The organism is Solibacillus sp. FSL W7-1324, from assembly GCF_038008025.1.
Lineage (GTDB): Bacteria > Bacillota > Bacilli > Bacillales_A > Planococcaceae > Solibacillus.
On record NZ_JBBOYH010000001.1, the window covers coordinates 346,805 to 361,561 of the forward strand.

A 14,757-nucleotide genomic window follows, 5' to 3' on the forward strand; every position below is an offset into this window, starting at 1 on the left:
AGGGATGAACTTCGAATTTACGGAAGAACAGAAACTTTTACGAAAAACAGTAAGGCAATTTGTTGATGCAGAGATTATCCCTTATATTGCCGATTGGGATGCTGGCGGCGGTTTTGATCCGAAGTTATGGAAGCGCCTTGCCGAACTGGGCTTGATGGGCGTTTGTGTACCGGAGAAATACGGCGGAGCAGGAATGGACTATAATTCGCTTGCGATTGTCTGTGAAGAGCTGGAGCGCGGGGATACGGCATTCCGTACGGCGGTTTCCGTTCATACTGGCTTAAATAGTATGACGCTCATGCAATGGGGAACTGAAGAGCAGAAGGAAAAATATTTGCTTCCCCAGGCAAAGGGCGAGAAAATCGGTGCATTTGGTCTGACAGAACCGGGTGCCGGCTCGGATGTTGCGGCGATGAGTTCATTTGCAAAACGTGATGGGGACTACTATATTTTAAACGGTCAAAAAACGTGGATTTCCTTATGCGATATTGCAGATCATTTCCTTGTATTTGCCTATACAGATAAGGAAAAAGCGCATCACGGCATCTCGGCATTTATCGTCGAACGTGAATGGGCCGGCTTTAGCTCAAAGGCGATTAAGGGTAAATATGGTATTCGTGCAGGCAATACAGGTGAACTGTTCTTTGAGGATGTCAAAATTCCGGCAGAAAACTTGCTCGGTGAAGAAGGCGAAGGGTTTAAAGTTGCGATGTCCGCACTGGATAACGGTCGGTTTACTGTTGCGGCAGGTGCGGTCGGCTTAATTCAGGCCTGTATCGAAGCGAGCGTCAAGTATTGCAAAGAACGCGAAACTTTCGGTAAACCGATCGGCGAGCATCAGCTAGTCGGGCAAATGCTCGCAAAAATGGAAGCCGGCTACGAAATGAGCCGCCTGCTTGTGTATCGTGCGGGAGAACTGAAAAATAAAGGCGTCCGCAATACGAGGGAAACATCGCTCGCCAAATGGCAGGCATGCGACTTTGCGAATAAAGCTGCGGATGACGCGGTCCAAATTCACGGTGCATACGGCTATTCCGATGAATATCCGGTAGCCCGCTATTTACGAAATTCCAAAGCACCGGTCATTTATGAAGGCACACGTGAAATTCACACAATGATGCAGGCAGATTATGTGCTGGGTAAGCGGGCAGATAAAAAGTTGCGCTGTATGCTGCCAAGCTGGCCATTTGAATAAAATGATGAGGCGAAAGGTTGTTGTGACCTTTCGCTTTTTTGTAATGTGGTCGAGGGGTGAGGTTTGGCGAATATTTTGCTGGAGTTGGCGAATATGTTAGGTGAATTGGCTAATATGAGAAAGAAGTTGACGAATAAGTCGTTCCAAATGGCGAATATCATCTAGAAATTGGCGAATAAATAAAGGTATCACTGATTTTTAAGAGGATCACGAAATGGTGGAACAGGTAAAAAAACGATTAGCTTGGAAATATGAAAATTAGGGGGAGTTCAAGTGGCTCCAAAATATATCTTGCGAAAAGGGTGAGCTTCGAAAACGGAGCTTGCTCTTTTTAATTGAAGAAGCAAATTTGCACATGAAGTTATAAATAAGCAAAAAGAGCGAATGCTAAATGAAGTAGAAATGACTAAAAACGATGTAGTTAATGATTCTATTTATGGACTAACGATAGGTTATATTAACCGAATTTTAATATTCCAGTATATTTATTTGGATAAAATAATTATATATGGAATAATTTTATTATTCTAGAGATAAGAGGGGCTACAGAAGATGAAGAAACTTGGATACTTAGTTTTAGCGATGTTCTCAAGTTTGATGCTTGCTGCATGCGCACAACAAAAAAGTGAGGAAAAAGAAAAAGAAGTTATTACAACAAGTGCTGATCAGAGTGACTGGTCATATGAGGAACCGACTGGACCTGAAAGCTGGGGAGAACTCGATCCTAGTAATTTAACATGTGTGAACGGTAGTGAGCAATCACCGATTAATGTTGAATTTCCAGAAGTAAAAGAAGATAGGAAATTAAAAGGTACTGAAATTCACTATGAATCTACATCGTTTACACTTGAAAATAATGGTCATACAATACAGGCAAATCCTACAGAAGAAAGCAATAAAATTATTATTGAAAATAATGAGTACAAGCTTTCACAATTCCATTTCCATACACCAAGCGAGCACCAGTTTAACGGTCAAAACTATGAGATGGAACTGCATCTCGTACATAGTGACGAGAATGGAAAGCTGGCTGTGATTGGGTTGATGATTCAAGAAGGAAATGAAAATGAACTGCTTGCTGAAATATGGAGTGAATTACCGACCGATAAAACGGCAAAAGGGAATTCTGAAAAATATGATATGGACTTACAGGCTCTACTGCCAGAAAATAAAACAACATTTGAATATGCCGGTTCATTAACGACACCACCTTGTACAGAAGAAGTACAATGGGTAGTTTTTGAGCAGCCGATTGAAATGTCAAAAGCGCAAATAAAAGCATTCCAGCAAATTTTCCCGGACAACCACCGTCCTGTTCAGCCGATTAATGAACGAGAAATCAATAAAAATGGAGAATGAAAAGTTCGATAGAGTTATGCAAACAATGGTTTATGTATCTGAATAAATCGCCGGTATAAATCATAAAACGAGGTTCCTGTCTAAGTACGTTGACAGGACCCTCGTTCAGTTATTTCAGCATTGTCGTCTTAAGAAATTCTTTTGTGCGTTCTTCTTTCGGATTGTTGAAAAATTGATCTGGGGTACCGCGCTCAATAATTTCCCCGTCATGCATATATACGATCCAGTCAGCCACTTCTTTAGCGAAGCCCATCTCATGGGTAACAACAACCATTGTCATCCCTTCTTGAGCCAGTTCCTGCATCGTTGTTAAAACTTCTCCAACAAGCTCTGGATCTAGTGCTGATGTCGGTTCATCGAAAAGCATAATGTCCGGTTCCATTGCAAGTGCTCTAGCAATTGCTACCCGTTGCTTTTGCCCGCCGGATAGTTTATTCGGGTAGACATCGGCCTTATCTTCCAGACCGACTTTTTCAAGGAGTTGTTTTGCTTTCGCAGCAGCTTCCTTTTTGTCAGTACCCTTAACCATTACCGGTGCTTCAATAATATTTTCCAAAACAGTTTTGTGGGGGAATAAATTGAAATGTTGAAATACCATTCCTACTCTTTCCCTTATGTTATTAAGGTTATCGTTTTTAGGGTCGACTTCCTTGCCTCCGATAGTAATACTGCCGCTATCTTTTCTTTCCAAAAAGTTAAGACATCGGAGAAGAGTACTTTTTCCGGAACCACTCGATCCTATTAAACAAACAACATCACTTTCAAAAACGGTCATATCGATATTTTTTAATACATGTAAGTCTCCAAATGACTTATTTAATTGATTAACTTTAATCATTTCTCTTGCTTCCATTACTTACGCCTCCTACCTGTCGCTAATTGCTAATTTCTTTTCGAAACGGTTTACTAAGAATGTTAATAATGCCACCAGCACTAAGTAGTAAATCGCTACGATAAGTAAATAGGTCATTTCGTCAAAGTTATTAGATCCAAGCGTTGTTGCTACATTAAAGAGTTCATTCATCGAGATAAATGCGGCTAACGAAGAATCTTTCAAACCGATAATAAATTGGTTGCCCAATGGCGGGAGCGCACGGCGGAATGCCTGCGGAAGAATAATTCTTCTTAATGTCAGAACTTTTGTCATCCCTAAAGAACGTCCTGCCTCCATCTGCCCTTTATCGACTCCTTGGATAGTACCCCGAAGAATTTCAGAAATGTATGCACCATTATGAAGCGCCAAGGCAAGTGAAGCAGCCCAGAAATCGGGAAGAAGGAAAATACCGCTTAGTCCGAAGTAGAGGATAAAGATTTGAACAATCAGCGGTGTTCCGCGAACTAAAAAGACATATATATCTGATATGATTTCTAATACTTTAAATTTGGAAATTTTCATTAACGCAAAGAAAAGCCCGATGACGATACCGATCAAGATGGAGACAAGGGTCAGTTCCAATGTTAAGAGCATGGCTTTAAGGAAAACATCTTTAGTATCTACTAATACTTCTAGAAAATGTGAAAAACTTGGCACTGTAACTACTTCCTTTCTTATTTAGAGGATTGAATTATTCAGGTTTTTTTGTAATGTCCTCACCAAAATACTTCATGCTTATCCGAGTAAGTGTTCCATCTTCCCGGAGTTTTTCCAGCGCCTCGTTTACTCGCTTTAATAGGTTAGGGTTATCTTGAGGCAGTACAATCGCTTGCTCACTGCGTTCGATTAACTGTTGTCCTTCAACTTTAAACCCTTCTTTTGCAGCATTTTTACCGGTAACAAAATCGGTGATGACCGCATCATGACGACCGCTGTTTAACGCCTGCAAAGCAGTGATATCACTGTCATAGGTCTTAACATTATCGGTATATCTGGAAGCTGTATCGGCATAGGTTGATCCTTTCGCTACAGCAACTTCCTTTCCTGCTAAATCATCAACAGTTTTAATTTCACTATCTGGTCGGGTAAAAATCTGCGGTCCAGAATAATAATAGGGGGTAGAGAAAGCAACATGTTTGCTTCGCTGTGGATTAATCGTGTGGCTGGCAACAGCTACATCAGCACGGCCAGTCTTGACTCCTTCTACAATTCCTTTAAACTTGATCCGCTTTTGAACCGGTTCAAGGCCGAGTTCTTTTGCGATCGCTTCGCCAACTTCGATATCAAAGCCAGACATCGTAAGGTCCTCATTATTTACATAACTAAATGGTTTAAACTCGCCAGATGCAGCAAAAACAAACTGATCTTTATGTATCAGTTCAGATCCGTCGGCAAGCTTTTCCTTCTCCGCACAAGCAGATAAGAAGCAGGCCGCGATTAAACTGAAAATCAATATTAACTTTTTTTCCAACCGCATATTACGTATCAACTCCTCTCATGTATTTCTGTAATCTATTTTGCTAAGTATCTTACTAATAAGTGTGAATACCCTTTTAGTTTCGCTAATAAACAATGAGTGTCATAATTTGGACATATTTAATGCGATTTTTTTCAGCTGGAAATGTCGAGTATTTTTATATTTGCTTTGCTAATATGTATCCATGAAGGAGGGGGATTTTGTGCTAAAAGAATTAAATCAGGTGATTGAATATATTGAAGAACATTTAACCGAGGACTTGTCTCTTGAAAGTATTGCGCAGTATGCCGGGGTTTCCGACTACCATTTTAGAACAGTATTTTTTCATCTTTCAGGGATGACATTAAATGAGTATGTAAAGAACCGAAAACTATCGGAAGCAAATAAGGATTTATTAAATGGAGAAAAGGTAACGGATGTTGCGTTTAAATATGGTTACCAGTCAGTCGACGGTTTTACGAGAGCGTTCAAAAAATGGTGTGATTGCTTACCTTCAGATGTTATCAAAAAGAAAATAAGCAAATCATTTCCTAAACTCACATTCGTTATTACAGTAAAAGGAGGAATTTCGATGGAATGGAGAATTGAAGATAAACAAGCGTTTAATTTAGCAGGGGTTAGTAAACGTGTGCCGATGCAGTTTGAAGGGGTAAATCAGGAAATCGTAAAGCTGGCTCAAAGTATAACGGAAGAACAAAGAAAAGAAATGCGCACACTGCAAAATATGGAGCCTTGTGAAATTGTGAATGCCTCTTATCATGCTGATGAAAATTTCCTGAAAGAAGAAGGGGAGTTAACGCATTTGATCGGTGTATTAACGACCGAAACGGAGGTAAGTGATCAATTAGACAAAGTGCCTGTGGAAGCATGTACGTGGGCGGTATTTCCTAATGAAGGACCGTTTCCTGCCACGTTACAGGAAACAATGGCCAAAACATATTCGGAATGGCTTCCTTCTTCCGATTATGAAATTATTCAAGCACCTACATTTTTATTTACTAAAATGGATGAAAATAAAGAAGGGTATGCTTACAGTGAAATTTGGCTTCCTGTTCGAAAGAAATAACAGGCAGGATATTCTAATCCTAAGGTGGAATAAGTGTAACTGAAGTATAAATTGCTGGAGGGGATCGAGTGGCCCTAATCATTCCTAAATGTATGAAATGTAATAATGAAATTAAAGAAGATGAAAAAGTTTTTGTTCAAATGCGTTACCCGAAGCGAAAAGGGTTTACGGAAATCAAAGCCTATCTAAATCTGGAAGGCAAATTTATTTGTGAAAAGTGTTCAGCGGAAATTAGTATTTAATCATATAAAGTTGCTCCTTCGGTAAATGAACCGGGAGCAACTTTTTGTATGTTTAGGCAACTTGTTTACATGCTTCTGCACACTTAAAGCACGCTTCCGCACATTTTTGGCAGTGGTCGTGATCGTGCTTTTTGCATTCATTTCCGCATGCCTCACAAATTTTAGCGCAAACGGCAGCCAGCTCAGAAAGAAACGGTGTACCTCTAGTAATCGCCTGTTCCAAGTAGTTACAAATGTCTGCGCATTCTCTGTCCAAACGGATACATTCCGTCATCATCTGAACATGATCCTCTTTTAAGCAGGCGTCAAAACAGTGGTTGCATGCTGCCATACATTCATGTAAAGTTTGCAGCAATTGTTGATGTTGCTCATGTGACATAGCCTATTCCTCCTCATTACAGTTTGTCCCCATTAAATTTCCCTTAATTCTGTCCGGTAAACTTACATAAAGAATTCCTAAAAAAATGTAAGGTTATATTATACCTTATAGGGGTATAATAAGTTGGGGATAAAATTGAAAAAAGGGAGCAATGAAGCGATGAATAGAAAAAGTTTAGTACAAGGTGCGCTGGTTTTATGCACGGCGTTCTTTTTAGCGGCTTGTGGTGGAAATGATGAAGAGTCAAAATCAAAGGGAGAAATGGACCATTCGCAAATGGATCACGCCCAAATGGACCACTCAAGTTCAGGTGAAGTACCAGAAGGATTGGCCGAGGCGAAAAACCCTACATATCCAGTAGGCAGTGAAGCGGTGATTAACGCAGATCATATGGGTGGCATGGACGGTGCAACAACAACGATTACCGGTGCCTTTGATACAACTGTATATATGGTTACGTATACCCCAACAACGGGCGGTGAGCCGGTTGAACATCATAAATGGGTCATCCATGAAGAACTTGAAAATGCCGGGGAAAAACCATTCACTACGGGTGAAGAGGTTATTTTAAATGCGGACCATATGGAAGGGATGGATGGCGCGACAGCTACAATCGATTCGGCTGAGCAAACAACCGTGTATATGGTGAGCTATAATGATACAGAAACAGGTGAGGAAGTAACGCATCATAAGTGGGTAACAGAAAGTGAACTTTCCCCTGTACAATAAAATGTAAAAATAATGATGGCGTAGTTAATAAATAGGGAAGGTCCTTCACATAATGGTGTGAAGGGCTTTTTACATATTGGATAAAGCGGGAGATTACATGAACTTGCGATTTCAATGTTAAACTCATTATATACAACATATAGTTAATAGAAAAAAACGAATTTTATTATGAGCTTTATAGAATCCCTTTAAAAGTAATTGATAATGTAGTTTTCTTTAACGCTGATGAAGGGAGAAATGATATGGTAAAGGACTTCGAAAGTGTAATGGATTCTCTTTCTAAAATAAATGTTTTATCCAATTCGAATAATGAGCCCGTAACGATTATTGGAAATGCAGAAGATATGAAATGTGTAGGGATTGGGACGGATGCGGCGGTTTTTCGGTCCGAAAATGCCCCTTCGTATGCATTCAAACTATATGCGAAAGACAAAGCAGCCAAAGTAAGGACGGAAGAGAGTGTTTACCGGCAGTTAGGGGATTCCCCTTTCTTTTCAACATGCTACGGTTCAAACGGCAATTGCCTCATATTAAGTTACGAGGAAGGAAAAACCCTCTTTGACTGCATTCTTGAAGGCATCCATATTCCGGAACAGGTAATTCAGGATGTAGACGAAGCAAGGGAGTATGCGCGCAGCAAGGGACTGAACCCGCGTGATATTCATTTGAAAAATGTACTGCTGCAAAACGGGAGAGCCAAAATCATCGATGTTTCCGAATATGTGATATCCGGTAATGATTTTCGCTGGGAACATTTAAAAAAAGGTTATGAGCAATACTATCATTTAATTGACGGGAAATCTGTATCGGTCGCGGTAGTTGAAACCGTTCGAAAGTGGTATAACAGGCGTGGGAAGAATTCCTTGTCATTTGAAGAGATTACAACACCGATTTTAAAACTTTTCTTTAAAAATTGATTGGTGAGTTCTATGTCAATATACAAAAAAGCTTCGCAATTAGATGATTAAATTCATCTAGACGCGAGGCTTTTTTAAATAGATTGATTCCGTAATTTTTCAATTAATGAAGTAATCCATTCACCTTCATTTTCTATACGACTTATAAAATAGCCGGTTAAAAAATCGCCACTTTCTTTTTTGGGACCTTCAAGCTTAACCTGCATATTTAGGCTTTTAATATGATCCCTTTTCTTTTCAAGCTTTCTTAGTTTCTCTTCAAGAATCATAATAATTTTTGCTCGATCAACAAATTCCAGATACATTAAACCTACAATTGTATCTGATAGAGAATCGGCTTTTTCGAAAAGCTGGTAAATTTTATTTGGAAGCAAGGCGAGACCCTGTTCTGTAATGGCGTAAACTTGCTTATCCGGTCGGTTCTCTTCTTTAATAATCTCAGTAGGCTCGATAAGTCCTTGTTTTGTCAAAGACTCGAAATGATAATAGAGCTTGCTTTCCGTCAGGTTCGCCAATTTATCAAAAGGAATCGGTTCTGACAGCTCTTTTTTTAGTTTGTATGGATAACTGCTTTCTTTCGCTAACTTGCTCAATATATAAATTTGGATGGACATAGTATTCTCCTATACTTTATACATGTTAATTTTCACTTACATAAATACAACTCGTGCCTGAAGATAGCACGAGTTGTATTTTTTCTTAGTTTAACAAAGTTATGCGATAACTTCATCCGCTTTATTTACAGTAGATGGTTGTTCAGCCGGTGCGTCAACTGGCAGAGGCTTGTGGAAAATCCAAACAATAAGGACATTTATAAGCATTGCTCCGGCACCTACTGCAGCCAATCCCCATAGATACGGGGCAGGGCTGACTGAACCGAACATAATCGCTAAATACGATTGAACCGAATGGTACATCGGTGTAATATAGCTGAACCATTCATATGGTGCGTACATCATATCACGTGGAATTGTTGCACCGTTTGCCAATGTTTGCATAAGCAGAATCGGAATGTTAAGAATCATACCACCTTCACCAAGGATAAAGATGGGAATTGCGCAAACATTAAATGCAGCCATATACAATAAAATCTGCTGACCTGCTACAGGCAACAATACTGCCATGTCGACATCTGCAATTGAAAAGGCAACAGTTAATGAAGCAATAGTTGAAAGTACCGCAATCATTAATGCAGTCAATTGTACATACATAAATAATCGTATTTTGCTCGCTTTACCACGGCTCGCTTTAAACGAACCGACTAACTGCATTCCTGCAATCATCGCACCTACATAACAAGCCATTGTTAAAAACATTGGCAGCATACTGTTATGCATACCCGTTGGCACATCATTCATAATGACATAGTTTCCAGTGTAGCTGTTTTCGATTTGTGCAGCCAATTCAGCTGCCTGTTCTTCCGGGAGGTTAAAGTTCATTAAAATTCCTTGAGCTGTTTGCTGTGAGAAGTTTGCACTTAATTCGTTATTAATTTGAGTAACTACAGATGACATAGAAGATGAAACCATTGTTGATGATGCTTCATTTACTGTGAAATCAATGTTAGTTCCTTTACCGCTCTGTGCATCCGCCGAAAAGTTTTCAGGGATATGAATAACTAATGCAAGTTCATTATGCTCTAAATCTTTCAGAGCTTGTTTATTTGTTATATCTGTCTCAATTGTCTTAAATGGTAAACTTTCGCCTAACTGACCGGCAATTTGACTGCCAGCTTCGCCTTTGTCGTCATTTACAATGGCTATTTTTAATTCATCCATATTGCCGGGTATTGCAGTATATCCAGGTAAAAAGATCCCGAGCATCGCTACCGCATAAAATATTCCCATAAAAATAGAAGCAATTGCTCCTCGTGATTTTAAAAACTGTTTAAATTTCACGTATTGTTTCCTCTCTTATATAAACTTTATTTCGGGTACTCTAATTAAAGTACTTTGCTTTTAGTATTCTATAATATTAGTAATTTACCTGTAAAGTAATAAGTTGGTTGAAAATATTACGATAATGTGAACGGTTAGGAATAAAGTTATGAGTTATTGTGGGGAAATTTTTTGTCTTTAAAATTTATAAAATTCTGTAACTTTTGCACTCTACCTCAGTCTAATTCAATACAAAGTATGGAAAAGGAGGGGTTTACATGAAAAACGGCAAACTTTTTGGGATTGGGCTTGTCGCTTCACTCGTTGCGGTTTTAGCGCTCGGTTATTTTATGATCGCTAAAAATACGGAAGTGCAGGCGACAGGTATTTTATTCGAAGGGGAAACGTATTCCATTACGTTAAAGCAGCCAGTTACGGAAAAAAGTTTAACAGATGGGTCCATTCTAGTTGTCGATGAAAACGGTAAAAACGCTAAAGTGAAATTTTCGGTTGATAAAGAAGGGTCTACTTTATCTGTCGATGGACTTAGCTTAGGGAAATATATGCTCCAAATTAAGCAAACTGCATACGCGAAGAAAGGAAAGTCCCAGCAGGAACAGTCGGTTGCACTTGAAGTTGTAAGGAAAGTGGAAAAACTTACTACAACGGAAGATTTGAAAGATTATTTTAGGGCGTTTATAGCACAAGATAATGCGGTATCGAGTCGCTCTAATGATATGGCAAAAGAGGAATCGGCGATGTCGATGGAAAACAAGGATTCGGGCAGTAGCGGACCGAGTTATTCTACTACAAACAATCAGGTTGAGGGCATTGAAGAAGGCGATATTACAATAACGGACGGCCAATCAATTTATACGATTGTCGACAATAAAGTAGTCATTGTTGATGCTAAAACTTTGCAGGCAGTAAAGCGTTTAACGATCGGCAAAGATATATATCCAACCCATTTAATGCTGCATGATCAAACATTAATAGTCGGGTACACAAAGTATGTGGAAACACAAAGAGAGCCGCATTATGACGGGAAATCCGTAACAAAAATTGCCTTTTATGATGTGAAAGACGCAAAAAATCCTACATTAGTGCGCGAAGTGGGGCATGATGGGGATATTACGAGTATTCGTAAAGCAGGCAACTATTTGTACGTTGTATCAAGTCGTATGCCGAACTACTGGCTGCTGCAGGAAACACCGGATGTAGAGCTCCGTCCATCTACTTATGACGGGGAGAAGGAAACTGTTATGCAGGTCGATAAAATTCGTATGCTGCCTGAAAGCAATGAACCGAATTATTTAATCGTATCAGCAATCGATGTGAGCAATGTAAAGTCGAACGCATGGAAAACAGAGAGCTTCCTAGGGAACAGCGGGCAAATGTATATGTCGGAAAACGCCATCTATATTGCTTCGATGAATCATACTCGTTTCTGGCCATTAATGGAGCGCACGTCTCTTGAAGACACGGTATCCAGTACAATGCCGGTAAATCAAAACGATGAAACGACAATTTATAAAATTTCAGTTGATAAAACAGCGGTAAAAATGACAGCGCAAGGTAAAGTGTCTGGTTCTGTTTTGAATCAATTTTCAATGGATGAACACGACGGGTATGTTCGTATCGCTACTACAGAAGGCAGTGCATGGGGAACAACGGCCAATTCGAAAAACCACCTCTTCATTTTGGATGAAAACTTAAAACAAGTAGGTGCGGTCAATGATCTGGCGAAAGGGGAACGCATTTACTCCGCTCGTTTTATGGGAGACAAAGCGTATTTAGTAACATTTAAAGAAACGGATCCGCTCTTTGTCATTGATACGAAAAATCCGACAGCGCCGAAAGTATTGGGAGAGCTGAAAATTCCTGGCTTCAGTAATTACTTGCATCCAATTGGCGAAAATCACTTGTTAGGTATTGGCTACGATACGGAAGTGCGGATGGAGGAAGGGATAAAAGAGCCGGTTGTCTATACAAAAGGCATGAAATTGAGCCTGTTTGATGTGACGGATTTCAATAACCCGAAAGAACAGCAGGCGGTTGTAATCGGGGGTCGTGGAACTTATTCTCCTGTACAGTATGACCATAAAGCTTTATTCAGAGATTCACGGCAAAACTATTACGGCTTCCCGGTTACGATTTATTCGCCAACAGATGAGGAAGACCAGCTGAAATACGAAGGAACAGGTGCTTATATTTACAAAGTAACGCCTAAAGGAATCGAACTTGCGGCGGACATGATCGAAAAGGCACGTCCAGATGAACAATATGAAGATGCGTATAATGTTGTACAGCGTCTTCTTTATATTGATGATGAGCTGTTTACCGTATCTCGTTCGAAAGTGACGAGCTTCAACGGGAAAACATTTGAAAAGCAACAGGTGATAGGTTTCTAATAAAGATTCAACCACAAGCACAGGTGGAATGGTGCTTGTGGTTTTTTCATGTTCACATAAAGGGGGGGTATTCAGGATTTCTTAAGAATTTCTTCATATTTAGCCTTTCTAAATATTAAGATTTGCCCTTTACAATGAAGTTAAGTGAAAAGGAGTGAACGATGATGATTAAAGTAACGAATTTACAACATACATTTTCCATCGGTAAACGCGGAAAGGAAAGACAGGTTCCGGTACTGAGAGATGTATCATTTGATGTTAAGAAGGGGGAAATCGTGGCAGTCGTCGGGAAAAGTGGATCAGGTAAATCGACACTGCTTCAGATTTTGGCGGGTTTTATGAAGCCGGAACACGGTTCGATTGTAGTAAATGCACAGGAAATTGCAGCATTTAATGAAGTTCAGAGTGCAAAATTCCGTTTAGAAAACTTCGGGTTTATTTTTCAAAACTTTCAGCTCATGCCAAGCTTGACGGCATTTGAAAATATTGAACTACCGTTAAAGCTGCAAGGGATGAATGTATCGGAGCGCAGAAAACGGGTTGAAGTGATTATGAAAAAGGTCGGGTTAACTGAAGTGACGGACCATTATCCGAATGAATTATCAGGCGGACAACAACAGCGCGTTAGTATTGCACGTGCCCTTGTGACGAATGCACCGATATTGTTGGCGGATGAGCCGACAGGGAGCCTCGATTCAGAAACAGAGCAGGATATTTTAATGCTGATCCAGCAGCTGAACCGCGAATTGGATCTGACATTCATTATTATTACGCATGATGAGGAAGTTGCGATGATTGCGGACAAGCGCTATCGCATGCACGATGGTCAATTGGTGAAAGAAGGTGAACGCAATGCTTTTTAAAGATCAGGTAAATTTTGTGATGCAGCATATTAAGAAAAATAAGCTGCGTGTATTTATGACGGTACTTGCCGCAACGATGGGCTGTGCATTTTTAATCGTACTTGCTTCGATCGGCTTTGGCTTACAGGATTCAATTGAAGATGAGATTCTATCGAGTGAAACGGTGACTAAAATTGAAGTGCTTGGCAGCCAAGCGTTGTTTACTGAAGAGGAAGTAGCAGATATCGAAGGGGTAGAAAATGTCCAGACGGTATTAAAAACGACAAGTGTGGATGCGAATGTAGCAGGCTATATGGAAGACCGTGACACGTCTACATCACTGCGTTTAGTAGACTTTACTGATTATGCAGCGGTATCGAAACCGTTATCTGAAGGGAAATACCCCGAAAATGAAAATGAAATTATTGTCGGCTATCATTTCGGCCAAACATTATTGAATGAAGCGGACCGCAAATTAGTTGAGGAAAAATCAAAGGCAGCAGAAGCAGAAGGCACTTATTACGATGGTGCTGAAGAAGGCTATAAGGATTCGCTTATCGGCAAGGAAGTGGAAATTGCTTTAAGTACCCATGAACAACCAGATGTACTGTCAGATCGTAAGACATATACGATTGTTGGTGTTATGCCTGAGCCGGCTTACGAGTGGGCAATTGAAAACAGAATTTATATGATGGATGAGCAACGTGAAGTGATTGAAAATATGTATAGCCAAGCAATTGCCGATCTAGAGGTAGCCAGTGAATTTGAACTGTTTTCAGAGCGCTTCGATATTTATGCGGAGAGCTTGGAATATGTGAAGCCGATTTTAGAAGAATTACGCGGAAAAGGCTACGGTGTGTATTCCGTTACCGAACAGTTGGATGAGTTGAATGTCTTCTTCCTAGTATTGAAAGCCGGACTTGTTTTTGTAGGAACAATCGCTGTACTGATTGCATCGATCGGCATTTTCAATACGATGACAATGGCGGTAACAGAACGTACGCGTGAGATCGGTGTATTAAAAGCGATTGGTGCCAGCCCGAAACTGATTCAACGACTGTTTTTAATGGAAAGTACGTTTATCGGGGTTATTGGAACTGTTCTTGCAATTGCAATTTCATATGTTGTAAGCTTTGCATCGAATGCGCTATTGCCGATTATTTTAAAGGCAGCAACTGGCGAAGATGGATTCAATAATGTTCAATTTTCAGCAATTCCTTGGCAGCTTGTAGTGATTGCAGCAGCGATCAGTATTGGTGTGGCAATGATTTCAGGTTTACGCCCCGCACGTAAAGCAACGAAAATTGAAGTTATGCAGGCGTTAAGACAGGAATTATAGAATGGATTTAAGGACCAAACATCAGTATTGTTTGGTCCTTTTACGTATTT

15 protein-coding genes are annotated in these 14,757 nt (G+C 40.0%); 9 read left to right on the forward strand and 6 right to left on the reverse strand.

Annotation, left to right across the window (positions count from 1 at the left end):
• The first annotated feature begins 4 nt into the window (after positions 1-4).
• Together MKY71_RS01705 and MKY71_RS01710 are read left to right on the forward strand one after the other, a co-directional pair.
• Complete coding sequence (locus tag MKY71_RS01705; protein ID WP_340731386.1) at positions 5-1,195, forward strand: acyl-CoA dehydrogenase family protein; 1,191 nt, start codon at positions 5-7, stop codon at positions 1,193-1,195.
• A 552-nt stretch (positions 1,196-1,747) separates the two neighbouring features.
• A complete protein-coding gene (locus MKY71_RS01710; protein ID WP_340731387.1) occupies positions 1,748-2,554 on the forward strand; it encodes a carbonic anhydrase in 807 nt (268 codons plus the stop codon).
• A gap of 109 nt (positions 2,555-2,663) precedes the next feature.
• Here the strand turns inward: MKY71_RS01710 and MKY71_RS01715 are convergent, their stop codons facing one another.
• From MKY71_RS01715 to MKY71_RS01725, 3 genes are read right to left on the reverse strand one after another with little or no spacing between them, the layout of a single operon-like run.
• Complete coding sequence (locus MKY71_RS01715; protein ID WP_340731388.1) at positions 2,664-3,407, reverse strand: amino acid ABC transporter ATP-binding protein; 744 nt, start codon at positions 3,405-3,407, stop codon at positions 2,664-2,666.
• Between the two features lie 12 nt (positions 3,408-3,419).
• On the reverse strand, positions 3,420-4,085 hold the full coding sequence (locus MKY71_RS01720; RefSeq protein ID WP_340731389.1) for an amino acid ABC transporter permease: 666 nt from the start codon (positions 4,083-4,085) through the stop codon (positions 3,420-3,422).
• 34 nt (positions 4,086-4,119) lie between these two features.
• Positions 4,120-4,905 (reverse strand): transporter substrate-binding domain-containing protein, encoded by a 786-nt coding sequence (locus MKY71_RS01725; RefSeq protein ID WP_340731390.1) that lies wholly within the window; start codon positions 4,903-4,905, stop codon positions 4,120-4,122.
• A gap of 202 nt (positions 4,906-5,107) precedes the next feature.
• Here MKY71_RS01725 and MKY71_RS01730 point away from each other — a divergent pair, with 202 nt between their 5' ends.
• Both MKY71_RS01730 and MKY71_RS01735 read left to right on the forward strand, forming a co-directional pair.
• Positions 5,108-5,971, forward strand: coding sequence for an AraC family transcriptional regulator (locus MKY71_RS01730; RefSeq protein ID WP_340731391.1), 864 nt, complete (start codon positions 5,108-5,110; stop codon positions 5,969-5,971).
• Positions 5,972-6,039: 68 nt separating this feature from the next.
• On the forward strand, positions 6,040-6,213 hold the full coding sequence (locus tag MKY71_RS01735) for a Fe3+ hydroxamate ABC transporter substrate-binding protein (protein ID WP_340731392.1): 174 nt from the start codon (positions 6,040-6,042) through the stop codon (positions 6,211-6,213).
• Between the two features lie 52 nt (positions 6,214-6,265).
• Here the strand turns inward: MKY71_RS01735 and MKY71_RS01740 are convergent, their stop codons facing one another.
• The gene (locus MKY71_RS01740; protein ID WP_340731393.1) at positions 6,266-6,592 is read right to left on the reverse strand and encodes a four-helix bundle copper-binding protein; all 327 of its coding nucleotides are present in this window, start codon (positions 6,590-6,592) and stop codon (positions 6,266-6,268) included.
• 159 nt (positions 6,593-6,751) lie between these two features.
• Here MKY71_RS01740 and MKY71_RS01745 point away from each other — a divergent pair, with 159 nt between their 5' ends.
• Complete coding sequence (locus tag MKY71_RS01745) at positions 6,752-7,321, forward strand: YdhK family protein (protein ID WP_340733598.1); 570 nt, start codon at positions 6,752-6,754, stop codon at positions 7,319-7,321.
• 242 nt (positions 7,322-7,563) lie between these two features.
• On the forward strand, positions 7,564-8,238 hold the full coding sequence (locus MKY71_RS01750) for a serine/threonine protein kinase (protein ID WP_340731394.1): 675 nt from the start codon (positions 7,564-7,566) through the stop codon (positions 8,236-8,238).
• Positions 8,239-8,312: 74 nt separating this feature from the next.
• Here the strand turns inward: MKY71_RS01750 and MKY71_RS01755 are convergent, their stop codons facing one another.
• Positions 8,313-8,852: a PadR family transcriptional regulator gene (locus MKY71_RS01755; protein ID WP_339174932.1), complete on the reverse strand. Its 540-nt coding sequence runs from the start codon at positions 8,850-8,852 to the stop codon at positions 8,313-8,315.
• A gap of 99 nt (positions 8,853-8,951) precedes the next feature.
• Positions 8,952-10,136 (reverse strand): YhgE/Pip domain-containing protein, encoded by a 1,185-nt coding sequence (locus tag MKY71_RS01760; RefSeq protein WP_340731395.1) that lies wholly within the window; start codon positions 10,134-10,136, stop codon positions 8,952-8,954.
• A gap of 257 nt (positions 10,137-10,393) precedes the next feature.
• Between MKY71_RS01760 and MKY71_RS01765 the strand changes: the two genes are divergently transcribed.
• From MKY71_RS01765 to MKY71_RS01775, 3 genes are all read left to right on the forward strand, one after another.
• Positions 10,394-12,526: a beta-propeller domain-containing protein gene (locus MKY71_RS01765; RefSeq protein WP_340731396.1), complete on the forward strand. Its 2,133-nt coding sequence runs from the start codon at positions 10,394-10,396 to the stop codon at positions 12,524-12,526.
• A 164-nt stretch (positions 12,527-12,690) separates the two neighbouring features.
• Positions 12,691-13,389: an ABC transporter ATP-binding protein gene (locus MKY71_RS01770; protein WP_339176553.1), complete on the forward strand. Its 699-nt coding sequence runs from the start codon at positions 12,691-12,693 to the stop codon at positions 13,387-13,389.
• Positions 13,379-14,707: an ABC transporter permease gene (locus tag MKY71_RS01775; RefSeq protein ID WP_340731397.1), complete on the forward strand. Its 1,329-nt coding sequence runs from the start codon at positions 13,379-13,381 to the stop codon at positions 14,705-14,707. The genes MKY71_RS01770 and MKY71_RS01775 overlap by 11 nt, the downstream gene beginning before the upstream one ends.
• Positions 14,708-14,757: the final 50 nt, after the last annotated feature.

Coding starts and splice junctions, on each gene's coding strand:
- MKY71_RS01705 (WP_340731386.1), top strand. CDS start 5: ATGAACTTCGAATTTACGGAAGAACAGAAACTTTTACGAAAAACAGTA.
- MKY71_RS01710 (WP_340731387.1), top strand. CDS start 1,748: ATGAAGAAACTTGGATACTTAGTTTTAGCGATGTTCTCAAGTTTGATG.
- MKY71_RS01715 (WP_340731388.1), bottom strand. CDS start 3,407: ATGGAAGCAAGAGAAATGATTAAAGTTAATCAATTAAATAAGTCATTT.
- MKY71_RS01725 (WP_340731390.1), bottom strand. CDS start 4,905: ATGCGGTTGGAAAAAAAGTTAATATTGATTTTCAGTTTAATCGCGGCC.
- MKY71_RS01740 (WP_340731393.1), bottom strand. CDS start 6,592: ATGTCACATGAGCAACATCAACAATTGCTGCAAACTTTACATGAATGT.
- MKY71_RS01745 (WP_340733598.1), top strand. CDS start 6,752: ATGAATAGAAAAAGTTTAGTACAAGGTGCGCTGGTTTTATGCACGGCG.
- MKY71_RS01750 (WP_340731394.1), top strand. CDS start 7,564: ATGGTAAAGGACTTCGAAAGTGTAATGGATTCTCTTTCTAAAATAAAT.
- MKY71_RS01755 (WP_339174932.1), bottom strand. CDS start 8,852: ATGTCCATCCAAATTTATATATTGAGCAAGTTAGCGAAAGAAAGCAGT.
- MKY71_RS01765 (WP_340731396.1), top strand. CDS start 10,394: ATGAAAAACGGCAAACTTTTTGGGATTGGGCTTGTCGCTTCACTCGTT.
- MKY71_RS01770 (WP_339176553.1), top strand. CDS start 12,691: ATGATTAAAGTAACGAATTTACAACATACATTTTCCATCGGTAAACGC.
- MKY71_RS01775 (WP_340731397.1), top strand. CDS start 13,379: ATGCTTTTTAAAGATCAGGTAAATTTTGTGATGCAGCATATTAAGAAA.